The organism is Streptomyces cathayae (assembly GCF_029760955.1).
In the GTDB taxonomy this organism is placed as follows: domain Bacteria; phylum Actinomycetota; class Actinomycetes; order Streptomycetales; family Streptomycetaceae; genus Streptomyces; species Streptomyces cathayae.
In genome coordinates, this window is record NZ_CP121682.1 from 1,171,570 (window position 1) to 1,195,432 (window position 23,863).

Sequence of the window (23,863 nt, forward strand, 5' to 3'; positions counted from 1 at the left end):
CTTTTACGCGGGAATTGTGTGGCAGCGCGACGAGGGGAGCGGCACGTGGGCGGTACCGGCGGGATCACTCTGACGCAGGACGAACCGGTCGCGGCGGCGATCCCGTCGGCCGAGCGCCCGCCTCCGGAACGGACCCACGGGCCGGGTCCGGAGCCGGCCTTGGGGTACGACGCGGAGTACGGTCCGGAGTACGCCGCGCAGTACGACGCGCAGTACGGCCCGGATGACGACGCGGAACCCGGTGCGGAGCCCGATCAGGGGCCGGTGGGCCCGGCGTTGAGCCGGCGCAGGGTGCGGCTGGTGTTCTTCGCGCTGATGCTGGCGCTGCTGCTCGCCGCCCTCGAGCAGATGATCGTCGCCACCGCCCTGCCGAAGATCGTCGGCGAACTGCACGGCCTGGACCGGATGTCCTGGGCGATCACCGCCTATCTGCTCACCGCCACCATCGGACTGCCGATCTACGGCAAACTCGGCGACCTGTTCGGCCGCAAGGGCGTCTTCCAGTTCGCGATCGTCGTCTTCGTCGTCGGCTCCGCGCTCGCGGGCCGGGCACAGACCATGGACCAGCTGATCGCCTACCGCGCGGTGCAGGGCGTCGGCGCGGGCGGGCTGATGATCGGCGTCCAGACGATCATCGCGGACATCGTGCCCGCACGGGAACGCGGCCGGTTCATGGGCCTGATCGGTGCCGCCTTCGGCCTCGCCTCGGTCGCCGGGCCGCTGCTCGGCGGCTACTTCACCGACCATCTCTCATGGCGCTGGTGTTTCTACTTCAACGTGCCCTTCGGCGTCCTGACCCTGATCGTCGTCGCCCTGGTGCTGAAGCTCCCCAAGCCCTCCGCCAGGCCCCGGCTGGACGTCCTCGGCGCGCTGCTGCTGGCCACGGCCTCCACCTGCCTGGTGCTGCTGACCAGTTGGGGCGGGAGCGAGTACGCCTGGGACTCACGCGTCGTCCTCGGTCTCGGCGCGGGCGGCGCGGCGGCCACCGTGCTCTTCCTCGTCGTCGAGCGCTTCGCCGCCGAACCCCTCATCCCGCTCCGGCTGTTCAGGGATTCCGTCTTCAACGTCACCGCCCTGGTCGGGCTGGTGATCGGCGTCGCCCTGTTCGGCGCGGCCAGCTACCTGCCGACGTACCTGCAGATGGTCGACGGGGCCACGGCCACCGAGTCGGGCCTGCTGATGCTGCCCATGATGGCCGGCATCGTCGGCGCCTCCATCGTCTCGGGGCAGCTCATCAGCCGGACCGGCCGCTACCGGAGCCACCCCCTGCTCGGCGCCGTCCTCTCGATCGCCGGCATGTGGCTGCTGTCCCGTCTCGAACCCGACACTCCCCGGCTGCACTACAGCATCTGGATGGCCGTCCTCGGCGCCGGCATCGGCATGGTGATGCCCGTCCTGGTCCTCGCCGTGCAGAACTCCGTGCGCCCCGGCGACCTCGGCACCGCCACCAGCGCCAACAACTACTTCCGGCAGATCGGCGGCAGCGTCGGCGCCGCGGTCTTCGGCACCCTCTTCGCCGGCCGGCTCACCGACGCGCTCGCCGAGCGGCTCCCGGCGGGGGAGGGCGCGGGGCTGCCCGACGCCGAGTCGATCACCCCGCAGCTCGTGCACGCGCTGCCGCCCGCACTGCGCGACCTCTACATCCAGGCCTACGCCGACGCCATGCCGCGCATCTTCCTCTACCTGGTGCCGGTGCTCGTCCTCGGTCTGTTCATCACCTTCTTCCTCAAGGAGAAACCCCTGGTGTCCCACTACGCCCCCACCGCCGGCCCGACAGCGGAAACGCCGCACACGGCGGCCCCCGTGCCGCCGGCCAGGTCGCCGCACGCCGCGGGCATCGCCGTCTGCGGCACCGTCCAGCATCCGGACGGAACCGTGGTACCGCGCGCCGCGCTCACCCTCATCGACGTCGCCGGGCAGCAGATCGGGCGGGGCGCGAGCGGTGCCGACGGGCGGTACGCGCTGGCCACCCCCGGCCCGGGATCGTACGTCCTGATCGCCGCCGCGGGCGGGCACCAGCCGCAGGCGGTCTCGGTGACCGTCGGCGAGCGGCCCGTCGAACTGGACGTCGTCCTCGGGGGCGCGGGCCGCCTCGCCGGCTGTGTGCTCACCGCCGACGGCTCGCCCGTACGGGACGCCATCGTGACCCTGACCAACGTCCACGGCGAGGTCGTCGCCACCACCCGCAGCGGCCGGGAGGGCGGCTACGAGATCACCGAGCTGGTGGCCGGTGAGTACACCCTCGCCGCGAGCGCGCCCGCGTTCCGCCCGGCCGCACTCCCCGTCACCGTCCAGGCCGCCCGGGAGACCCGTCAGGACGTCGAACTGGCCGGCGGCGCCGTGCTGCGCGGCACCGTGCGGGCCGGCGGCGGGCGGGCCGTGGAGGACGCGCGCGTGACCCTGCTGGACGCGGCGGGCAACGTGGTCGACACCCTCACCACCGGACCGGACGGAACCTTCCGGTTCGTCGACCTGTCGTCCGGCGAGTACACCGTCATCGCCGCCGGCTACCCGCCGGTCGCGACCGTGCTCCAGGTCGCCGGGGGCGGCCGCACCGAACGGGACCTGCAACTGGGCCACGAGGACTGAGAAGACCGAGAGGACCGAGAGGAGTGCTCACGGGCTGGACCCGGATGCCAACCCGGTGGGCAATTCCCGTATTGCCTCACATCGCCACCAGCCGTGGCCGTACGGTGGTGACGACGGTACAGATCTTGGGAGCCGTGGGGAGAGAGGGCCTGGGCCATGGACCGTGGCACCAAGCGGGACGCACCGGTCGACCAGGGAGGCCAGGACGGCGAGTCGGCCGAGGCCCTCGGCGCCGGCCGCATCCCGCTGGCCGTCGTCGTGGTGGACCGCGACGGGCTCGTCTCGCACTGGGGCGCGGGAGCGCGGCGCCTGTTCGGGCTCGCCAAGGATGACGCCCTCGGCCGCTCCGCCGCCGATCTGCTGCCCGTCTCCGGGGCCCTCCCCGACGGCGGCGAGGGGGAGGGCGGGCCGGGCGCCCGGCCCGGTTCACCCGGCTCGTACGGTTCGTACGCAGCCTCCGACGGTCCCGGCCCTGGCCTCGAGTCCTCCCTCGACCAGGGCCTCTCCTATCCGGCCGCGGGCCGTGCCCGCCTCGCCGCCACCGCCGACGTGCCCCGGTCCGGCCGGGTCGACGTGCTGTGGTGGGCCTACCCGCTGATAGGCCCCGGGCGTGAACGGCTGCTGGTGCTCGCCGCCGACGCGGAGGCGCTGCACGGCGAGGAGACGGAGGTGTTCCAGCGGATCGCCCCCGGATTCGCCCTGCACACCGACTTCCCCGGCTCCGCGGACCTGGCCCGCCGGCTCTCCGAGATCCTGCCCAGCATGAGCGTCGAGGAGAGCGCCCGCATCGTCACCCAGGTCCTCGAACTGGGCTATCCCGTACTTGAGTTCAGCCAGAACGACCGGGTGCCCGTCACCCCCGACTGGGGGGTGCCCCGGCGCGCCGAGCGTACGGCGCGCCGGGAGCGGGCGGCACGGGCCCGCGCGGCCGGCGAGCCGATGCCCGAGGAACTGCGGGGCGAGGTCGAGGACCTCGAGTACGCCGCCGTCCGCGAGCACCTGGAGTTCCTCAACGAGGTCAGCTCCCGGATCGGCACCTCCCTCGACCTGTCGCGGACCGTCGTCGAGGTCAGCAAGGCCGTCGTGCCCCGCTTCACCGACGTCGCCGGCACCTATCTGCGGGAACAGGTCGTCGCCGGCGAGGGGTTCGACGAGGGCGTGCCCGACACCACCACCCTGTGGCACCGGGTCGCCCTCGAGCACACCGACGAACCCGGCCGCTGGGACGACGTCGTGCCCGTCGGCGAGGCCATGCCCTTTCCGGCCCACACGCCGTTCTTCCGGTGCATGACCACGGGCGAGCCCGTCCTCGTGCCGCGCATCACCGAGGAGATGGGCCACGCCATCGCCTCGCAGTTCGAGAAGCGCGACATCCGCCCGCTGATCACCGGCCGCTCCATGCTGGTCGTGCCGCTGAAGGCACGCAACGCCGTGCTCGGCTTCATGATCCTGCTGCGCCACCCGAAGCGGCGGGACTTCAACGACATGGACCGGGTCACCGGCGCCGAACTCGCCGCCCGCGCGGGCCTGGTGCTCGACAACGCGCGCATGTACACGTACCAGGAGAACGTCGCCGAGACGCTGCAGGAGAGCATGCTCCCGCACATCCCGCCGCGCATGGCGGGCTGCGACATCGCCACCCGCTACCTGCCGGGCACCCTGCTCGGCCGGGTCGGCGGCGACTGGTTCGACTCGGCGAAACTGCCCGGCGCCCGCACCGCGTTCGTCGTCGGCGACGTCATGGGTCACGGCCTGAACTCGGCTGCCATGATGGGCCAGTTGCGTACGGCCGTGCAGACCATGGCGGCGCTGGACCTGCCGCCCGCGCAGTTGCTGCGCAATCTCGACGACCTCGCGCAGCGGCTCGGCGACACCTACCTGGCGACCTGCCTGTACGCCGTCTACGACCCCATCGCGAGCGAGCTCCACCTCGCCAACGCCGGGCACCTCCCGCCGGTCCTGGTCCGTGCGGCGGACGGCCGCAGCGAACTGCTCGACCTGCCCACCGGCGCCCCGATCGGCGTCGGCGGAGTGCCCTTCGAGGCGGTACGCGTGCGGGTGGAGCCCGGCGACCGGCTGGTGATGTGCACGGACGGGCTGGTCGAGGTGCGCGGCGAGGACATCGGTGCCGGCCTCGCCACGCTGTGCGCGTCCGCCGCCCACCCGGCCGCGTCCATGGACGCGGCCTGCGACACCATCATCCGCTCCCTCGCGGCGACGTTCTCACAAGCGGGGCGCGGCGGCCGCAAGGACGACGTGGCCCTGCTGATGGCACGTCTGAGCGGCATCGAGCCCGACCACGTCGCCGAGTGGCGGCTCGTCCCCGACCCGTCGGAGGTCGCCCGGGCCCGCGCCATGGTCCGCGAGCAGCTGCACGCGTGGGGTGTGGGCAAGCCGGCCGGCCATGCCGAGCTGATGGTCAGCGAACTCGTCACCAACGCCGTACGGCACGCCCACGCCCGGCCCGTCGCCCTCCGCCTCGTCCACGGCGACACCCTGCTGTGCGAGGTCGAGGACGACGACCACGAACTGCCGACGCTGCTCGACGCCGAGCCGACGGACGAAGCCGGGCGCGGCCTGCGGGTGGTCAGCACGCTCGCGCGGGAGTGGGGCACCAGCCGGACCACCTCCGGCAAGACCGTGTGGTTCGAACTGGCCCTGCCGCGCCGATGACCCTGCCGCGCCGGTGACCCTGCCGCGCCGCCGAGCCGACGCGAACGAGGCGTGAAGGAATGCGCCGTGTGCCGGTCCGCGCGCCGCCCCACCCGCGCGGAGCTGCCCCACCGCGTCCGGCCCACCGGGGCGGCCGAGCCGCCGCTCCCCGGATCCCCCGGGCCCGGCCCGCCCCAACTCTCCCTCCTTCGGACGCGTTCGAGGGCATCGGGCAACCCGATCGGGTCACGTGTCGCGAGAACGCGTTCATCCGGGGGCGCATTCCGGGACGATGCCGCGTGGACCGTGAGTCCCGCGGTTCACCGACCCCCCGCCCTGGGAGGCCCCATGAGGAAACGCGCAGCAGTGCTGTGCAGTGCCGCCGCCGTCGTGGCCGGGAGCCTGACGGCCCTGCCCGCCGAAGCGGCCGCGCCGAGCGGCGCCGACGCGTTCCGCGCGGCGAAGCCGGTGTGGAAGGAGTGCGGCACCGAGAGCCATCCGACGCTGCAGTGCGCGTCCGTCGAAGTGCCGCTCGACCACGCCCGTCCCGACGGACGGAGGATCACGCTCGCGCTGTCCCGCGTGCCGCACACCGCGAAGACGTACCAGGGGCCTCTCCTGGTGAACCCGGGCGGCCCCGGCGGCAGCGGGCTGACGCTCGCCGGGTTCGTCGCGGCCTCGCTGCCGAAGGAGGTGGCCGCCCAGTACGACGTGATCGGCTTCGACCCGCGCGGTGTGGGTGCGAGCAAGCCCGCGCTGGACTGCGCGCCGGGCCACTTCGGCCCGGTGCGGCCGAACCCGGTGCCGAGCACACCCATGGTGGAGCGGGCCAACCTCGAGCGCGTGAAGTCGTTCGCCGACGCCTGCGGCAAGAAGTACGCGGATCTGCTGCCGCACGTGAACACGGTCAGCTCGGCCCGCGACATGGACGTGATCCGGCAGGCGCTGGGCGCGCAGCAGATCAATTACCTCGGCTACTCCTACGGCACCTATCTGGGCGCCGTGTACGCCAAGCTGTTCCCGGAGCGGGTGCGGCGCCTGGTCCTGGACTCGATCGTCGACCCCACCGAGGTGTGGTACGACTCCAACCTGAGCCAGGACCGCGCCTTCGACGAGCGCCACCACGCCCTCATGGCCTGGATCGCCGAGCACGACGCCACCTACGGGCTCGGCACCGACGCGAAGAAGATCGAGGCCAGGTGGTACGCGATGCGCGCGGCCCTGGCCGAGGAACCCGCCGACGGCAAGGTGGGCGTCGCCGAGCTGGAGGACACCTTCCTCCCGGGCGGCTACTACAACGGCTACTGGCCCTACCTGGCGGAGGCGTTCGCGGCGTATGCGAACGACGGCGACGCCGAGCCGCTGATCCGGACGTACGAGGCCTTCGGCGCGGTCGACGCCGCCGGCGACAACGGCTACAGCGTCTACACGGCGGTCGAGTGCCGGGACGCGTCCTGGCCGCGGGACTGGCGGCAGTGGCGCAAGGACAACCGGGAGGTGCACGAGGAGGCGCCGTTCATGACCTGGAACAACGCCTGGTACAACGCACCGTGCGCGTTCTGGCCGGCCCCGTCGCTGCGGCCGGTGGACATCGCCAACGGGAAGCTGCCGCCGACGCTGCTGTTCCAGGCCACCGGCGACGCGGCCACTCCGTACCGGGGCGGTGTGACGGTCCACCGGCTGCTCGCCCGCTCCAGCCTGGTGGTCGAGGAGCACGGCGGCAACCACGGCGTCACGCTGAGCGGCAACGCCTGCCTCGACGGGCATCTGGCGGCGTACCTGACCGACGGGACCGTGCCACGCGGTCCCGGGCAGGCCGACGCGGTGTGCGACGCCCTGCCCGATCCGACGCCTCGGACGTCGAAGGCGACGCCGGGCACGGCACGCGGTTCGACCCTGCACGGCCTGCTCGGCTTCCGCCGCTGAGCGGCTGAGCGGCTGAGCGATTGAGCCGCTGAGCCGCTGACGGGCCGACCGGCCGAGGGGCGCCGGCGTCGGCGTCGGCGTCCCTCGGCCGGCCCCGCTACCTCTGGCCGGGGATGTGCGGTCCGGATGCCCGGCGTTGCCGGGGGATCCGGGCCAGGGCGTGGACCGCCGCCTCGGCCAGCGCCGGGTGGGCGAGGGCCTCGTTCAGGACGGGTTCGGCGCGGGCGTCGCCGAGTTCGCCCAGCCCGTCCACACACGCGAGGGCGACCCGGCGGTACGGGTCGTGGGGGCGCAGCCGGCGCCGCAGGGTGGTGATCAGGGCGGGCACCGCTTCCGGGGCGCGCAGTTCGACCAGCAGGCGTACCGGGTGCAGGGCGTAGGCGACACGGAGTTCGTTGGTGGCGAGCGCGGCGGCGGCGCGGGCGGTGCGCGGATCGCCGAGCCGGGCCAGCGCGTACGCGGCGGCGGCGCAGCGCGGGGGGTCGCGGTGGTTGAGGAGGAGCACCAGGGACTCGAAGGCCCGCCGGTCCCCCGCCGACCCCAGCCGGAAGGCGGCCAGTTCCCTGGCCCACAGCGGCTGCCCGGGTTCGGTGAGCACGGCGGCCAGGGCGTCGGGGTCCTCGACCGCCAGGAGCCGGTCGAGGTCCGCCGAGCCGGACGCCTCGGCCCGTAAGCGCTCCGTGAGCGAACGCAACTCTTCGTCCATGCACCAGAGGTTAGGGGTCGGGGAGGCCGGTCGGGACGTACATCACAAACACCGGGGGCTGGCGCGCTCGTTACCCGCAAGTTAAGCTCAGAGGAGCGAGTGACCCACTCGTGTTCTGCTTCTCGTTTCTCCTCACGGTGGTCTGGTGACGCAACCACGGTGAGTGCAGTCGGTTCGGTACTCGTGTACCGCAGTACGGCTCGGCCCCGGGACAGGGCCGGTCGGACCGCCGTCTCCGGGCGTGTACGCGCCCGCCGCGACGGCACCGGGCGTGTGCGCTCGCAGCCCGGCATCACCCGCACTCCGCACGCACCCCGGTGCGCCCTCGGCGCATCCGGGCGCGGTTTCCGTCGTCACCCTCATTCCTGGAGTCCCTCGATGGCCACTCCCCTGTCCCCCCAGTCCGGCGCTCCCGCGTCCCCGTTCAGGACCGTCGCCGTCGTCGGCCTCGGCACCATGGGCACCGGCATCGCCGAGGTCCTGGCCAAGGCCGGTCGCACGGTCGTCGGCGTCGACATCAGTGCGGCCCAGGCCGCACGGTGCGTCGCCACCCTGGAGTCCTCGACCGCCCGCGCCGTGGAGCGCGGACGGCTCAGCGCGCAGCAGCGCACGGACCTCCTCGCCCGCGTGACCACCTCGACCGACCTCACCACGGCGGCCGACGCCGATCTGGTGATCGAGGTGGTGCCGGAGTCGTACGGGATCAAGCAGCAGATCTTCCGTGAACTCGACGCCGTCGTGCGGCCGGAGACGATTCTGGCGACCGGCACCAACGCCCTGTCGGTCACCCGCCTCGCCGCCGAATCGGCTCGCCCCGAGCGCGTGTTGGGCCTGCACTTCTTCAACCCCGCCCCGGCGATGAAGCTGGTGGAGGTCGTCTCCTCGGTGCTGACCGCGCCGGAGGCGGTCACCGCGGTCACCGATCTCGCCCTGGACCTGGGCAAGGAGCCCGTCGCGGTGGGCGACCGGCCCGGATTCGTCGCCGACGGGCTGCTGTTCGGCTACCTCAACCAGGCCGCCACGATGTACGAGGCGCACTACGCCTCCCGCGAGGACATCGACGCGGCGATGCGGCTGGGCTGCGGTCTGCCCATGGGTCCGCTGGCGCTGCTCGACCTGATCGGCGTGGACACCGCGCGTACGGTCCTGGAGGCCATGTACGCGGAGTCCCACGACCGGTTGCACGCGCCGGCCCCGATCCTCAAGCAGTTGAGCGAGGCGGGGCTGACGGGCCGTAAGGCCGGGCGTGGTTTCTACACGTACGAGGAGCCGGGCAGTGCCGTCGTCGTGCGGGACGCGCTGACCCCCCTGGCGGGCGGTTCCCCCGTCGCGGCCCGGCCGGTCCGCTCGGTGGGGGTGGCGGGCTCGGGCACCATGGCCTCCGGTATCGCCGAGGTGTTCGCGAAGGCCGGCTACGAGGTGGTCCTGGCCGCCCGCAGCGACGAGAAGGCACAGGGCGCCAAGGCGCGTGTCGGCACGTCCCTGGCGCGCTCCGTCGACAAGGGGCGGATGACCGCCGAGGTCGCCGCCCAGGCCCTCGAGCGCATCCGGCCGACGAGCACCTATGACGACTTCGCCGACGTGGACCTGGCGGTCGAGGCGGTCGCCGAGGAACTGGAGGTCAAGCAGCAGCTGTTCGCCGCGCTGGACAAGGTCTGCAAGCCGGGCGCGGTGCTCGCCACCACCACCTCGTCCCTGCCCGTGATCGCCTGCGCCCGGGCCACCTCGCGTCCGCAGGACGTGATCGGCATGCACTTCTTCAACCCGGCACCGGCCATGAAGCTGGTCGAGGTGGTCCGCACGGTGCTGACCGCCGACGACGTCCACGCGACGGTGCACGAGGTCTGCCGGACGATCCGCAAGCACGCCGTGGACTGCGGCGACCGGGCCGGGTTCATCGTCAACGCGCTGCTGTTCCCGTATCTCAACAACGCGGTCAAGATGGTGCAGGAGCACTACGCCTCCCTCGACGACATCGACGCCGCGATGAAGCTGGGCGGCGGCTACCCGATGGGCCCCTTCGAGCTGCTGGACGTCGTCGGGCTGGACGTCTCGCTCGCGATCGAGAAGGTCCTGCACCGCGAGTTCCGCGACCCGGGGCTCGCCCCGGCGCCGCTGCTGGAGCACCTGGTGGCCGCGGGCTGCCTCGGCCGCAAGACCGGCCGTGGCTTCCGCGAATATGTCAAGCGCTGAGCAGCACCACCTGGACGACTGGTTCCGCGGCGCCGCCCAGTGGGGCGGGCTGCTGGACCCCGGCCGGTTCGCGCAGCCCACGGGCCGCACGGCTTCCCCGCCCCCGGAGGGCGGGGAAGCCGCAGGTCCCGCGCGCCGGGCCGCGCCCATGCAGTACGTTCGGGGCATGTCCCAGCCCGCCAAGTCCGCCCGTACACCAGCCACGACCGAGCCGCCGGAGCGTTCCGCAGGCAGTCGCGCAGCCGCCCAGCGGCTCAAGATGCGCCGGGAACTGGCGGCCGCCGCGATGGAGCTGTTCGCGACCAAGGGGTACGAGGCCACCACCGTCGACGAGATCGCGGCCGCGGCCGGGGTCGCCCGCCGCACCTTCTTCCGGCACTTCCGCTCCAAGGAAGAGGCGATCTTCCCGGATCACGACGACACCCTGGTGCGCGCCGAGGCGGTGCTCAACGCCGCGCCGGCGCACGAGCATCCGCTCGACACGGTGTGCCGCGGCATCAAGGAGGTCATGCGGATGTACGCGGCGCGGCCGGAGATCTCCGTCGCCCGCTACCGGTTGACGCGCGAGGTGCCCACGCTGCGCGAGGCGGAGATCGCCTCGGTGGCCCGTTACGAGCGTCTCTTCACCCGTTATCTGCTCGGCCACTTCGACGAGCACGCGAACGACGAGGACACCGGCGACGAGCCGCTGCTGGCGGAGGTCGCGGCGTCCGCCGTGGTCACCGCGCACAACCATGTGCTCCGGCGCTGGCTCAGGGCGGACGGCCAGGGCGATGTGGAGGCGGAGCTCGACCACGCCTTCTCGATCGTCCGCAGGACCTTCGGGAGCGGGATCATGGCGGGCCGCCGCGCCGCGCCGCCGAAGCCGCCCGCCGCGTCGGTGTCCGACCGGGGCGAGGTGCTGGTGACGGTCGCCCGCACCGACGCCCCGCTCGACGAGGTGATGCGGACCATCGAGCAGGCCCTGAAGGAGCGCTGAAAGAGCCGGGAGAACGCCGAGGGGCACCCGGCGCCCACTGAGCACCTCTCACCGCTGTGACGACGGCCACCCCCACGGGGTGGCCGTTTTGCCATGTCAGAGCCCCTTTTGGCGCCCTCTCCGCACACCATTCGATCGATCATCGCTCATTTGTCACGTAAAGATTTCATCTGAGACCGATTACTGGCACCCAGTGCCTTGCGCCCTGTCACGCCGTGCCATACGTTGAAGGAGTCCGGGCGGCCGGCGCGCAGCGACCATTCGTGCGCCGGCTGTCCCAGCAAGCCTCTCCCAGGCCTGCCCGCCCGGATGCCTGCGTCACAGGCACCTCCCGCGCCACAAAGCGCTGCCGAAGCACCACCCCCGCCGAACCGACGGCATCCCCTCCACCCCTCAGCAGCACCGACGTAACCCTCAGCGCCCCTCCCTCATCAGGGCCGCTCACCGCCGGAGGCAACACCGTGACCGTCAAGGACATCCTGGCCGCGATCCAGTCGCCCGACTCCACGTCGGAGGACTTCGCCGCCCTGCCGCTGCCCGAGTCGTACCGTGCGATCACCGTGCACAAGGACGAGACGGAGATGTTCTCCGGCCTCGCCACCCGCGACAAGGACCCCCGCAAGTCGATCCACCTCGACGACGTGCCCGTGCCCGAACTCGGCCCGGGCGAAGCCCTGGTGGCCGTCATGGCCTCCTCGGTCAACTACAACTCGGTGTGGACCTCGATCTTCGAGCCGATGTCGACGTTCGGCTTCCTGGAGCGCTACGGCAAGGTCAGCGAGCTCACCAGGCGCCACGACCTGCCGTACCACGTCATCGGCTCCGACCTCGCGGGCGTCGTCCTGCGCACCGGCCCCGGCGTCAACGCCTGGCGGCCCGGCGACGAGGTCGTCGCGCACTGCCTCTCCGTCGAGCTGGAGTCCTCCGACGGGCACAACGACACGATGCTCGACCCCGAGCAGCGCATCTGGGGCTTCGAGACCAACTTCGGCGGCCTCGCCGAGATCGCCCTGGTCAAGTCCAACCAGCTGATGCCCAAGCCGGGCCACCTCAGCTGGGAGGAGGCCGCCGCCCCGGGCCTGGTCAACTCCACCGCCTACCGCCAGCTGGTCTCCCGCAACGGCGCCCAGATGAAGCAGGGCGACAACGTGCTGATCTGGGGCGCCAGCGGCGGCCTGGGCTCGTACGCCACCCAGTTCGCGCTGGCCGGCGGCGCCACCCCGATCTGCGTCGTCTCCAGCGAGCAGAAGGCCGAGATCTGCCGGAGGATGGGCGCCGAACTGATCATCGACCGCAGCGCCGAGGACTACAGGTTCTGGTCGGACGAGCACACCCAGAACCCGCGCGAGTGGAAGCGCCTCGGCAAGCGCATCCGCGAACTCACCGGCGGCGAGGACGTGGACATCGTCTTCGAGCACCCGGGCCGCGAGACCTTCGGCGCCTCGGTGTACGTCACGCGCAAGGGCGGCACCATCGTCACCTGCGCCTCGACCTCCGGCTACGACCACCAGTACGACAACCGCTACCTGTGGATGTCCCTGAAGAGGATCATCGGCTCCCACTTCGCCAACTACCGCGAGGCCTGGGAGGCCAACCGCCTCATCGCCAAGGGCAGGATCCACCCGACGCTCTCCAAGGTGTACTCCCTCGAGGACACCGGCCAGGCCGCGTACGACGTGCACCGCAACATGCACCAGGGCAAGGTCGGCGTGCTGTGCCTGGCCCCCGAGGAGGGGCTGGGCGTGCGCGACGAGGAGATGCGCGCGCGGCACGTCGACGCCATCAACCGCTTCCGGAACATCTGAGGGCCGTCGGATGACAGAGCGTCAGAACGCGCCGCAGGCGCGAAGGGAACGGGACCGGCCGTGGCTCATGCGCACGTACGCCGGTCACTCCACGGCCGAGGCGTCCAACGAGCTGTACCGGCGCAACCTCGCCAAGGGGCAGACGGGCCTGTCGGTCGCCTTCGACCTGCCGACCCAGACCGGGTACGACTCCGACCACGTCCTCGCCCGCGGCGAGGTCGGCCGGGTCGGCGTGCCGGTCGCGCACCTCGGTGACATGCGCCGGCTGTTCCAGGACATCCCCCTGGAGCAGATGAACACCTCGATGACGATCAACGCCACGGCCATGTGGCTGCTGGCGCTCTACCAGGTCGTCGCGGAGGAGCAGGGCGCGGACGTCACCAAGCTCCAGGGCACGACCCAGAACGACATCGTCAAGGAGTACCTGTCCCGGGGGACGCACGTCTTCCCGCCGGGGCCCTCGCTCCGTCTGACGACGGACATGATCGCGTACACGGTCTCCCACATGCCCAAGTGGAACCCGATCAACATCTGCAGCTACCACCTGCAGGAGGCGGGCGCCACGCCGGTGCAGGAGATCGCGTACGCGATGTCCACCGCGATCGCCGTGCTGGACGCGGTGCGCGACAGCGGCCAGGTGCCGCAGGAGCGCATGGGCGACGTCGTCGGCCGCATCTCCTTCTTCGTGAACGCGGGCGTCCGCTTCGTCGAGGAGATGTGCAAGATGCGCGCCTTCGGCCGGATCTGGGACCGCATCACCCGTGAGCGGTACGGCATCGAGAACCCCAAGCACCGCCGCTTCCGCTACGGCGTCCAGGTCAACTCCCTGGGCCTGACCGAGGCGCAGCCGGAGAACAACGTCCAGCGGATCGTGCTGGAGATGCTGGCGGTCACCCTCTCCAAGGACGCCCGCGCGCGTGCCGTGCAGCTGCCGGCCTGGAACGAGGCGCTGGGCCTGCCCCGGCCCTGGGACCAGCAGTGGTCGCTGCGCATCCAGCAGGTGCTGGCGCACGAGAGCGACCTGCTGGAGTACGAGGACATCTTCGAGGGCTCGAAGGTGATCGAGGCGAAGGTCGACGAGCTGGTCGAGTCGTCGTTCGCGGAGATCGAGCGCATCCAGGAGATGGGCGGCGCGATGGCCGCCGTCGAGTCCGGCTACCTGAAGTCGCAGCTGGTCGCCTCGCACGCCGAGCGCCGGGCCCGGATCGAGTCGGGCCAGGAGAAGATCATCGGCGTCAACGCCTTCGAGGGCACCGAGCCGAACCCGCTGACCGCCGACCTGGACACCGCGATCCAGACCGTCGACCCGGCGGTGGAGGCGCGCGTCGTCGCCGCGCTGCGGAACTGGCGCGACACCCGCTACCAGCCGCCTTTCAACCACCCGCGCCCCTGCAAGGCGCTGGAGAGGCTGAAGGAGGCCGCGCGCGGCACCGAGAACCTCATGGAGGCCACCCTGGAGTGCGCCCGGGCCGGCGCCACGACCGGCGAGTGGGCCGGGGCCCTGCGCGAGGTGTTCGGCGAGTTCCGCGCGCCGACCGGCGTCTCGTCGGCGCCGGTCGCGGTCGCCGCCGAGGAGGGCTCGGCCCTGTCCGAGGTGCGCCGCAAGGTGGACCTGACGGCCAGGGACCTGGGCGTCGGCAAGCTGCGGTTCCTGGTCGGCAAGCCCGGCCTGGACGGCCACTCCAACGGCGCCGAGCAGATCGCCGTGCGGGCCCGCGACGCCGGGTTCGAGGTGGTCTACCAGGGCATCCGGCTCACCCCGGAGCAGATCGTGGACGCCGCCCTCGCCGAGGACGTGCACGCGGTGGGCCTGTCCATCCTGTCCGGCTCGCACGCCCAGCTCGTCCCGGACGTGCTGGAACGCCTCCATGTGGCCGGTGCCACAGATATACCGGTGATCGCCGGTGGCATCATCCCGAACGGTGACGCCGAAGAACTGCGGGCCGCGGGAGTCGCCGCGGTCTTCACCCCGAAGGACTTCGACATCACCGGCATCATCGGCCGGATCGTCGACGAGATCCGGAACGCGAACAAGCTCGACCCCCTGGAGGTCCCCGCATGACGACCGTCAACCGGCTCCGCCCCCGGCGCTCCTGCCTGGCCGTACCCGGCTCGAACCCGCGCTTCCTGGAGAAGGCCCAGGGCCTCCCCGCCGACCAGGTCTTCCTGGACCTGGAGGACGCCTGCGCGCCGCTGGCCAAGCCCGAGGCGCGGCACACCATCGTCAAGTTCCTCAACGAGGGCGACTGGACCGGCAAGACCCGCGTCGTGCGCGTCAACGACTGGACCACCGAGTGGACGTACCGGGACGTCGTGACGGTCGTCGAGGGCGCCGGCCAGAACCTCGACTGCATCATGCTGCCGAAGGTCCAGGACGCCCAGCAGATCGTCGCGCTCGACCTGCTCCTCACCCAGATCGAGAAGACGATGGGCTTCGAGGTCGGCAAGATCGGCATCGAGGCGCAGATCGAGAACGCGCAGGGCCTGAACAACGTCAACGAGATCGCGCAGGCCTCCCCGCGCGTCGAGACGATCATCTTCGGCCCGGCCGACTTCATGGCGTCCATCAACATGAAGTCGCTGGTCGTGGGCGAGCAGCCGCCCGGCTACCCGGCGGACGCCTACCACTACATCCTGATGAAGATCCTGATGGCCGCCCGCGCCAACAACCTGCAGGCGATCGACGGCCCCTACCTGCAGATCCGCAACGTGGACGGCTACCGCGAGGTCGCGCAGCGCGCCGCCGCCCTCGGCTTCGACGGCAAGTGGGTGCTGCACCCGGGGCAGGTCGAGGCCTCGAACGAGATCTTCTCGCCCTCCCAGGAGGACTACGACCACGCCGAGCTGATCCTGGACGCGTACGACTACTGCACCTCCGAGGCGGGCGGCAAGAAGGGCTCCGCGATGCTCGGCGACGAGATGATCGACGAGGCCAGCCGCAAGATGGCCCTGGTCATCTCCGGCAAGGGACGCGCGGCCGGCATGCAGCGCACCAGCACGTTCGAGATCCCGGAGGCGTGACGGCCATGCAGTTCGGACGCACCTACGAGGAGTTCCAGGTCGGCGCGGTGTACAAGCACTGGCCGGGCAAGACGGTCACCGAGTACGACGACCACCTGTTCTGCCTGCTCACCATGAACCACCACCCGCTCCACATGGACGCCAACTACGCCGAGAAGACGACGGACTTCGGCAAGAACGTGGTGGTCGGCAACTACATCTACTCGCTGCTGCTCGGCATGTCCGTCCCGGACGTCTCCGGCAAGGCGATCGCCAACCTGGAGATCGAGTCGCTCCGGCACGTGGCGCCGACCTTCCACGGCGACACGCTCTACGGCGAGACGACCGTGCTCGACAAGTGGCCGTCGAAGTCGAAGAACGACCGCGGCATCGTCCACGTCGAGACCAAGGGCTACAAGCAGGACGGCACCCTCGTCTGCGTCTTCCGCCGCAAGGTGATGGTGCCGACCGAGACGTACATCAAGGAGCGCGGCGGCGAGCAGCCGGGCCGCCCGGAACTCAAGCAGCAGGAGAAGTAGGCCATGGCCCGTCTCGCCCAGACCGCCGGTCTGACCGACGTTCAGCAGGAGATCCTCTCCACCGTCCGCGACTTCGTGGACAAGGAGATCATCCCGGTCGCCACCGAGCTGGAGCACCGCGACGAGTACCCGCAGCAGATCGTCGACGGCCTGAAGGAACTCGGCCTGTTCGGCCTGATGATTCCCGAGGAGTACGGGGGTCTGGGCGAGTCGCTGCTCACCTACGCGCTGTGCGTGGAGGAGATCGCCCGCGGCTGGATGTCGGTGTCCGGCATCATCAACACGCACTTCATCGTGGCGTACATGCTCAAGCAGCACGGCACGCAGGAGCAGAAGGACCACTTCCTGCCCCGCATGGCGGCCGGCGACATCCGCGGCGCCTTCTCCATGTCGGAGCCGGCCCTGGGCTCGGACGTGTCGGCGATCACCTCGAAGGCGGTCAAGGACGATGGGGGCCCCTCCCGCTCGAGCGGAGCCGAGAGTGGGGGAGCGTACGTCCTGAACGGCCAGAAGATGTGGCTGACCAACGGCGGTACGTCGTCCCTGGTGGCCGTTCTGGTCCGCAGTGACGAAGGACACCCCGAGGGAACGGCGCCCCACAAGTCGATGACGACCTTCCTGGTGGAGAAGGAGCCCGGCTTCGGCGAGGTCCGCCCCGGTCTCACCATCCCCGGCAAGATCGACAAGATGGGCTACAAGGGGGTCGACACCACCGAGCTCATCATGGACGGCCTGCGGATTCCGGCGGACCGGGTGCTCGGCGGGGTCACCGGCCGCGGTTTTTACCAAATGATGGACGGCGTGGAGGTCGGCCGCGTCAATGTGGCGGCGCGTGGCTGCGGCGTCGCCCAGCGTGCCTTCGAACTCGGTGTCCGGTACGCCCAGCAGCGTCACACTTTCGGCAAGCAGATCGCCCACCATCAGGCCATTCAGTTCAAGCTCGCGGAGATGGCCACCAAGGTGGAGGCCGCGCATGCGATGATGGTGAACGCCGCACGCAAAAAGGACTCCGGCGAACGAAACGACCTGGAAGCGGGGATGGCCAAGTACCTCGCGTCCGAGTACTGCAAGGAGGTCGTCGAGGACGCCTTCCGGATCCACGGCGGGTACGGCTTCTCCAAGGAGTACGAGATCGAGCGCCTCTACCGGGAGGCCCCGATGCTGCTGATCGGAGAGGGCACCGCCGAGATCCAGAAGATGATCATCGGTCGCAGACTGCTCGAAGAGTACCGGTTCCAGGGCTGAATGTCCGGATACGGGGCGTTTTCTCGGAATAGTGGATCACGCCCCGTCAGCACCCCCCGGCCTTCGACTCGACTGCCTGGCTTACCCAGTTGTCACCCGGAGCCGCTACGATCGCCGGAAAGCCGCCGTCCCCCGTCAGTGCGCGGCACTATCCGCTACGAAGGTCATCCATGCCCCACAGCAAAACCTCTGCATCTCGCGACAGCCTCGCCGGTGTACGCCTCGCGCGCGGAGCGTCGCCGTGGCTTCTGCCGACCGTCGCCACCGCAGCCGTCAGCCTGGTCCGTGCCCGCCGCTCGGGTGCCGCCAAGGCCGTAGCCGTTCCCGCCACCGCTCTCGCGGCGGGGATGCTGTGGTTCTTCCGCGACCCCGAGCGCGAGATCGCCCGGGGCCGGGTCATCTCGCCCGCCGACGGTGTGGTGCAGAGCATCATGCCGTGGAAGGACGGCCGGACCCGTGTCGCGATCTTCATGAGCCCGCTCAACGTCCACGTCAACCGGGCGCCGCTGGCCGGCACGGTGACGTCGGTCGAGCACGTTCCCGGTGGCTTCGTTCCCGCCTTCAACAAGGAGAGCGAGAACAACGAGCGCGTGGTCTGGCACTTCGACACCGAGCTCGGTGACATCGAGATGATCCAGATCGCCGGCGCGGTGGCCCGCCGTATCGTCCCCTACCTCCCTGAGGGCACCAAGGTCGAGCAGGGCGAGCGGATCGGCCTCATCCGGTTCGGCTCCCGGGTGGATCTCTACCTGCCCGAGGGCGTCGAGATCGACGTCGAGGTGGGGCAGAAGACCGTGGCAGGGGTGACTCGAATTGACCGTGATTGATCCTGAGACACAGGCCGGCTGGGTGCCCGACGTCGACGAGGAGGACGACGAGGAGGAGATGCCTCTCTCGCTCCGCCTGTCGATAGCGGACACCCTCACCCTCGGCAACGCCACCTGCGGCTTCATGGCCGTGTACTTCACCACCACCGGCATCCTGATCCCGCACCTCACGGGCAGCCAGGAGTCCGGCATGGCCCGCCACAGCGCGGCCACCGCCGTGATCCTGATGCTGTGCGCGGCCGTCTTCGACCTGTTCGACGGTCTGGTGGCCCGGAAGCTGCGCTCCTCCCCGATGGGCGCGGAACTGGACAACCTCTCGGACCTGATCAGCTTCGGTCTGGCACCGGCGTACTTCGTCCTGGTGTACGGCATGGTCGCGGACGACGCGCACCAGAGAGTGGCCGCGGTCGGCGCGATCGTGGTGCTGCTGGCGGTGGTGCTGAGGCTGGCGAGGTTCTCCTGCGTCACGGTCAAGGACGGCACCTTCCAGGGCATGCCGTCGCCGTTCGGCGCGCTGACCGTCGTCTCGATCGTGCTGCTGGAGCTGCCGTTCGTGGCGACGGTACTGGCGATCCTGGGCACCGCCTGGCTGATGGTGAGCCGGGTCGAGTACCCGAAGCCGCGGGGCCCCCTCGCGGTGGCGATGCTGGCCTGGATCGTGCTGAGCATGGGGATGCTGACGGCCTGGGCCTTCGACGCCCCCAGCGGCCAGCTGCTGCTGCAGACGGGGTGCGCGCTGCAGGTGGTGATGGGCGCGGTGATCCCGTTGTTCGCCACGGCCCGCCGGGTGAACAACTTCCGTGGCAACCGCCGCGAGGCGCGGGCCGCGCAGTCGTGACGGCACCGCGAAGGGCCCCGAACCGTTCCCCGGTTCGGGGCCCTTCGCTTTTCGGCGCGGCCGGGCGGCCTCAGCTCAGGAAGTCCCGGGCGATCCGCTCCGCGGTCCGTTCCAGGATCGGCCCCGCCTGCGCGATGCACGTCGCCACGTCCGGCTCGAGATCCGTCAGCGCGTACGCCCGTCGGATCCCCGCCCGCCCCAGCACCTCCGGCGGCAGGGTGAGCCGCCCGCACACCGCGACGACCTCCTTGCCGGCGGCGCGTGCCGCGGCGGCGACCCCCGCCGGGGCCTTGCCGTGCAGGGTCTGCTCGTCCAGCGAGCCCTCACCGGTGATCACCAGGTCGGCCCGCTCCAGCGCGGGCGCGAAACCGAGGACGTCCAGCATCACCTCGATACCGGGCCGGAACCCGGCCCCGAGGAGCAGCGCGCCGAACCCGATGCCGCCGGCCGCGCCCGCGCCCGCCGAACCGGCGAGTTCCGCGGCGGTCTTCACCCCGGCCGACTCCTCCAGCACCCGCACGAAGTGCCCGAGCGCCGCGTCCAGCCGCTCCACGTCCTGCGGCGAGGCACCCTTCTGCGGCCCGTAGACCGCCGGGGCGCCCTTCGGCCCGGTCAGCGGGTTGTCGACGTCGCTGGCGAGCACGAACCCGACCCGGCCCAGACGCGGGTCCAGGCCCGACAGATCGGCCGAGGCCAGCTCGGCGAGGCCGCCGCCGCCCGGCGCCACCGGCTCACCGCCGGCCTTCAGGAAGCGGGCGCCCAGCGCGGCCAGCATGCCGGCACCGCCGTCCGTGGTGGCGCTGCCGCCGACCCCGAACACCAGGGTGCGCGCGCCCGCGTCCAGCGCGGCCCGCAGCAGCTCGCCGGACCCGTACGTGGACGCCGTCAGCGGTGCGAGCACGCCGTCCGGAAGCCGCTGGAGCCCGCTGGCCTCCGCCATCTCCACCACGGCGGTGTCGCCGCGCAGCGCGAACACCGCCGTCACCTCGTCGCCGACGGGGCCGGTGACCCGTACCTCCCGCCGGTCGAAGCCGGCCGCGATCGCCGCCGCCACCGTGCCGTCACCGCCGTCGGCCACGGGCAGCGCCTCGACCTCGAGGCCGGGCACCACCCGGCGCAGCCCGGCCGTCACCCGCTCGGCGACCTGCACGGCCGTCAGCGACCCCTTGAACTTGTCCGCGGCGACGAGCACCCGCCGCGCTGGCTGTGCCGGCTGTGCCGATCGAGTACCGCTCACTGCAGCGTCCGCCACTTTCGCAATCCCCTTGCTCTCCGAATCCCGTACACGGGTCGGGGCCGGTCGCGCGCCCCTGCGACCCTAACCGGCGGGCACCCGCGGCGTCGCCCCCCGGACCGGCGGACACCCGGCCGGGAGGGCACGGTCGGGAAGCCCAGCCGGGAAGCCCAGCCGGGAAGCGCAGTCGGGGCCGGAATCGGGTACACCGGACCCATGACCGCTGTGGAGACGGAACCGGAGCTCGCCGACCGCGTCCTCGGGGGCTGGCTGGGCCGGATCGCGGGCAACATGCTGGGCAAGCCGGTCGAGCAGGGCGAGGTGTGGACCCGTGAGCGCATCGACCGCTACCTGCGCCGGGCGGCGGCCCTCCCCCTCGACGACTACCTGCCCGGGCCGCTCACCGAGGGCGACCGCCGTGACCTGCGCCCCGAGTGGCGGTCCTGCGTCCGCGGCCGCGTCCACGGCAGCTGCCGGGACGACGACGTCGACTACGCGATCCTCGGCCTGCACCTGCTGGAGACCCACGGCTTCGGCTTCAGCACCGAGCAGGTGGGCGACCTGTGGCTGTCGCGGCTGCCGTACCTGCAGACGTTCACCGCGGAACGCGCGGCGTACCGGAACCTCGCGAACGGCCGCAGGCCGCCGCTGACGGCCACCTACGACAACCCGTACCAGGAGTGGATCGGCGCCCTGATCCGCGCCGACATCCACGGCTGGACGTCCCCCGGCGCGCCGCGCCGCGCGGCCTCGCTGGCCCGCCGGGACGCGGTGCTGTCGCACACCGGCAACGGGGTCTACGGCGCGATGTGGGCGGCGGCGCTGATCTCGGCGGCGTTCACGGCGCCCACGGTGCGCCGCGCCGTGGACGAGGCGCTGGCGGTGATCCCGGCGGGCTGCCGCCTGGCCCGCACCGTGCGCAGGGTGTGCGCCCTGCACGACACCGGGCTGGCCTGGGAGGAGACGCTCGCCACCGTCGAGGAGGAGACGGCGGGCCTCGGCTGGATCCACACCGTCCCGAACGCCGCCGTCCTCACCGCCGGCCTGCTGTACGGCGACGGCGACTTCACCCGCACCATCGCCCTGACCGTCCGCGGCGGCCTGGACACCGACTCCAACGGGGCGACGGCGGGCTCGGTGGCCGGCGTCCGGTGCGGTGCGCCGGCCGTCCCGGAGCAGTGGAAGGACCCGCTCCGGGACACGGTGCGCAGCGCGGTCCTCGGCTTCGACGGGGCGCGCATCAGCGAGCTGGCGGAGCGCACCCTGCGGCTGGCCCGGACGGCGGCCTGATCCCGGCTCCGAAAGAGCGGGACACGGGCGGTGCGGCCGGCGGCTCCCGTGTCCCATGCGGCTCGTGCGGCTCGTGCGCCCCGGCGCGTGCGCCGTCCGGTGCCGGTGCCGGGACCGGGGTGTGCTGCCGTGCGCCCGGGTCGGGCCGCTCCGTCGCCACGGTGGCGTCCCCCGGCGCCATTACCCTGCCGGTATGACCACCACGCAGGACGCTCAGGACTTCGCCGCCTACCTCGCCTCGCTCCCCCGGATCTTCGCCGGCGCGGCCGCCCTCTTCCGGGACGGTGAGGGCCGGGTGCTGCTCGTCGAGCCGAACTACCGGGAGGGGTGGACACTGCCCGGCGGCACGATCGAGTCGGACGACGGGGAGACCCCCCGGCAGGGCGCGCGGCGCGAGACGGCCGAGGAGATCGGGCTCGACCGGCCGCTCGGGCGGCTGCTCGCGGTGGACTGGGTGCAGTGGCCCGGACAGCCCCCGATGGCGGCGTACCTGTACGACGGCGGGGTGCTCGACGCGGACGACCTCGCGGCGATCCGGTTGCAGGAGGAGGAGCTGCTCTCCTGGCGGCTCGTGCCGCGCGAGGAACTGGCCGAGTATCTCCAGGGTGCCCTGGGGCGCCGAGTGTCGGCCGCCCTGGACGTCCTCGCCGACGGCTCGGGCACGGCGGAGCTGGAGAACGGGCACCGGATGAACTGACCTGTGCCCGCCCGTCGCCCCGCCCGCCGATATCCGCTCGCCGTGACGGACGGCGGCCCCTACCCTCGGCTGCATGAGCAAGCCCCTCGTCGCCCTTCTCAGCGGTGCCGGCGTCAGCACCGACTCCGGGATCCCCGACTACCGAGGCCCGAACGGGCTGTGGCGGCGGGATCCGGAGGCCGAGAAGCTCGTGACGTACGCGTACTACATGGGCGACCCGGACATCCGCCGCCGGTCCTGGCAGATGCGGCGCAAGAACCGCGCGCTCGCGGCCGAGCCGAACGCCGCGCACCGGGCCGTGGCCGAGCTGGAGCGGTCCGGGGTGCCGGTGCGGGTGATCACGCAGAACGTGGACGGGCTGCACCAGCTCGCCGGCATGCCGGCCCGCAAGGTGCTCGAGCTGCACGGCACGGTACGCGGTGTGGTGTGCACTCACTGCCATGCCCGAAGCCCCATGGAGGACGCGCTCGCCCGGGTCGAGGCCGGCGAGGAGGACCCGCCGTGCCTGGTGTGCGGCGGGATCCTCAAGTCGGCGACGGTGATGTTCGGCGAGCGGCTCGACCCCGTGGTGCTCGGCGACGCACTCGCGATCAGCAAGGCCTGCACCGTCTTCATCGCCGTCGGCACCAGCCTCCAGGTCCATCCCGCCGCCGGCCTCGCGGGCGTCGCCGCCGACCACGGCGCCCGGCTCGTCATCGTCAACGCCGAGCCGACGCCCTACGACGACCGCGCCGACGAGATCATCCGGGAGCCGATCGGCACGGCCCTGCCCGCGCTGCTCGGCCGGATCGCGGCCTAGCCCGGATCGCCGCTCAGAACAGGGCCGTCCCCCGCTCGAAGTCCAGCAGACGCTGCTTGCGCGCCAGGCCTCCGCCGTAGCCGGTGAGGCCTCCGCTCGCACCGATGACGCGGTGACAGGGGACGATGATGCCGATCGGGTTGCGGCCGTTGGCGAGGCCGACCGCGCGGGAGGCCTGGGGGTTGCCGAGGGCATCGGCGAGCTGTCCGTAGGAACGGGTCTCGCCGTACGGGATGCGTGTCAGCTGCTCCCAGACGCGGCGCTGGAACGGGGTGCCGTGCAGGCGCAGTTCGAGGGTGAACTCCTTCGACTCGCCCGCGAAGTAGGCCTTCAGCTGTTCCTTCGCCGCGGGGCAGACGGTGTCGTCTCGGTCTCCGAAGGTCTCCTCCCGGGGGCGGTGGCGCTGGTCGGTCATGTAGAGGCCGCACAGGACGCCGTCCTCGGCGACGAGCGTCAGGGGGCCGTAGGGGCTGTCGATCACAGTGTGCTGTTTCATCGGCGGTGACTCTCTGTTGCTCAGGGTTTCCTCGGAGTTTCTTCAGGG

At 71.7% G+C, this 23,863-nt stretch carries 18 protein-coding genes; 15 read left to right on the top strand and 3 right to left on the bottom strand.

The window, feature by feature from the left end:
- The first annotated feature begins 45 nt into the window (after nucleotides 1–45).
- The 3 genes from PYS65_RS05350 (at nucleotide 46) to PYS65_RS05360 (ending at nucleotide 7,167) form a co-directional block, all read left to right on the top strand.
- Nucleotides 46–2,589, top strand: coding sequence for an MFS transporter (locus PYS65_RS05350; protein WP_279332617.1), 2,544 nt, complete (start codon nucleotides 46–48; stop codon nucleotides 2,587–2,589).
- A gap of 156 nt (nucleotides 2,590–2,745) precedes the next feature.
- Nucleotides 2,746–5,262, top strand: a complete 2,517-nt coding sequence (locus PYS65_RS05355; RefSeq protein WP_279332619.1) for a SpoIIE family protein phosphatase — start codon at nucleotides 2,746–2,748, stop codon at nucleotides 5,260–5,262.
- A gap of 327 nt (nucleotides 5,263–5,589) precedes the next feature.
- The gene (locus tag PYS65_RS05360; RefSeq protein ID WP_279332621.1) at nucleotides 5,590–7,167 is read left to right on the top strand and encodes an alpha/beta hydrolase; all 1,578 of its coding nucleotides are present in this window, start codon (nucleotides 5,590–5,592) and stop codon (nucleotides 7,165–7,167) included.
- 97 nt (nucleotides 7,168–7,264) lie between these two features.
- Here PYS65_RS05360 and PYS65_RS05365 read toward each other — a convergent pair whose 3' ends face one another.
- On the bottom strand, nucleotides 7,265–7,873 hold the full coding sequence (locus tag PYS65_RS05365) for an adenylosuccinate lyase (RefSeq protein WP_279332623.1): 609 nt from the start codon (nucleotides 7,871–7,873) through the stop codon (nucleotides 7,265–7,267).
- A 378-nt stretch (nucleotides 7,874–8,251) separates the two neighbouring features.
- Between PYS65_RS05365 and PYS65_RS05370 the strand changes: the two genes are divergently transcribed.
- The 9 genes from PYS65_RS05370 to pssA all read left to right on the top strand — a co-directional run bounded on the left by PYS65_RS05370 (nucleotide 8,252) and on the right by pssA (nucleotide 19,299).
- The gene (locus tag PYS65_RS05370; protein ID WP_279332624.1) at nucleotides 8,252–10,066 is read left to right on the top strand and encodes a 3-hydroxyacyl-CoA dehydrogenase family protein; all 1,815 of its coding nucleotides are present in this window, start codon (nucleotides 8,252–8,254) and stop codon (nucleotides 10,064–10,066) included.
- Nucleotides 10,067–10,232: 166 nt separating this feature from the next.
- A complete protein-coding gene (locus PYS65_RS05375) occupies nucleotides 10,233–11,045 on the top strand; it encodes a TetR family transcriptional regulator (RefSeq protein WP_279337861.1) in 813 nt (270 codons plus the stop codon).
- Nucleotides 11,046–11,506: 461 nt separating this feature from the next.
- A complete protein-coding gene (gene ccrA / locus PYS65_RS05380; protein ID WP_279332625.1) occupies nucleotides 11,507–12,850 on the top strand; it encodes a crotonyl-CoA carboxylase/reductase in 1,344 nt (447 codons plus the stop codon).
- A gap of 10 nt (nucleotides 12,851–12,860) precedes the next feature.
- On the top strand, nucleotides 12,861–14,912 hold the full coding sequence (locus PYS65_RS05385) for a methylmalonyl-CoA mutase family protein (RefSeq protein WP_279332626.1): 2,052 nt from the start codon (nucleotides 12,861–12,863) through the stop codon (nucleotides 14,910–14,912).
- Nucleotides 14,909–15,871, top strand: coding sequence for an HpcH/HpaI aldolase/citrate lyase family protein (locus PYS65_RS05390; RefSeq protein ID WP_279332627.1), 963 nt, complete (start codon nucleotides 14,909–14,911; stop codon nucleotides 15,869–15,871). The genes PYS65_RS05385 and PYS65_RS05390 overlap by 4 nt, the downstream gene beginning before the upstream one ends.
- Before the next feature lie 5 nt (nucleotides 15,872–15,876).
- On the top strand, nucleotides 15,877–16,389 hold the full coding sequence (locus PYS65_RS05395; RefSeq protein WP_279332628.1) for a MaoC family dehydratase: 513 nt from the start codon (nucleotides 15,877–15,879) through the stop codon (nucleotides 16,387–16,389).
- 3 nt (nucleotides 16,390–16,392) lie between these two features.
- Nucleotides 16,393–17,634, top strand: coding sequence for an acyl-CoA dehydrogenase family protein (locus PYS65_RS05400; RefSeq protein WP_279332629.1), 1,242 nt, complete (start codon nucleotides 16,393–16,395; stop codon nucleotides 17,632–17,634).
- A 170-nt stretch (nucleotides 17,635–17,804) separates the two neighbouring features.
- Nucleotides 17,805–18,461 (top strand): phosphatidylserine decarboxylase, encoded by a 657-nt coding sequence (locus PYS65_RS05405; RefSeq protein WP_279332630.1) that lies wholly within the window; start codon nucleotides 17,805–17,807, stop codon nucleotides 18,459–18,461.
- A gap of 22 nt (nucleotides 18,462–18,483) precedes the next feature.
- Nucleotides 18,484–19,299, top strand: a complete 816-nt coding sequence (pssA, locus tag PYS65_RS05410) for a CDP-diacylglycerol--serine O-phosphatidyltransferase (RefSeq protein ID WP_279337862.1) — start codon at nucleotides 18,484–18,486, stop codon at nucleotides 19,297–19,299.
- Nucleotides 19,300–19,369: 70 nt separating this feature from the next.
- Here the strand turns inward: pssA and PYS65_RS05415 are convergent, their stop codons facing one another.
- Nucleotides 19,370–20,551: a glycerate kinase gene (locus PYS65_RS05415; protein ID WP_387035596.1), complete on the bottom strand. Its 1,182-nt coding sequence runs from the start codon at nucleotides 20,549–20,551 to the stop codon at nucleotides 19,370–19,372.
- 198 nt (nucleotides 20,552–20,749) lie between these two features.
- Here PYS65_RS05415 and PYS65_RS05420 point away from each other — a divergent pair, with 198 nt between their 5' ends.
- The 3 genes from PYS65_RS05420 (at nucleotide 20,750) to PYS65_RS05430 (ending at nucleotide 23,319) form a co-directional block, all read left to right on the top strand.
- Nucleotides 20,750–21,823 carry an ADP-ribosylglycohydrolase family protein gene (locus PYS65_RS05420; protein ID WP_279332632.1) on the top strand — a complete coding sequence of 358 codons (1,074 nt, stop codon included), beginning with the start codon at nucleotides 20,750–20,752 and terminating at the stop codon, nucleotides 21,821–21,823.
- A gap of 193 nt (nucleotides 21,824–22,016) precedes the next feature.
- Nucleotides 22,017–22,520 carry an NUDIX hydrolase gene (locus PYS65_RS05425; protein WP_279332633.1) on the top strand — a complete coding sequence of 168 codons (504 nt, stop codon included), beginning with the start codon at nucleotides 22,017–22,019 and terminating at the stop codon, nucleotides 22,518–22,520.
- Nucleotides 22,521–22,593: 73 nt separating this feature from the next.
- Entirely contained in the window at nucleotides 22,594–23,319 is a 726-nt protein-coding gene (locus PYS65_RS05430; RefSeq protein WP_279332634.1) for an SIR2 family NAD-dependent protein deacylase, read from the top strand.
- A 13-nt stretch (nucleotides 23,320–23,332) separates the two neighbouring features.
- Here the strand turns inward: PYS65_RS05430 and PYS65_RS05435 are convergent, their stop codons facing one another.
- Entirely contained in the window at nucleotides 23,333–23,815 is a 483-nt protein-coding gene (locus PYS65_RS05435) for a methylated-DNA--[protein]-cysteine S-methyltransferase (RefSeq protein ID WP_279332635.1), read from the bottom strand.
- Between the last annotated feature and the right edge of the window lie 48 nt (nucleotides 23,816–23,863).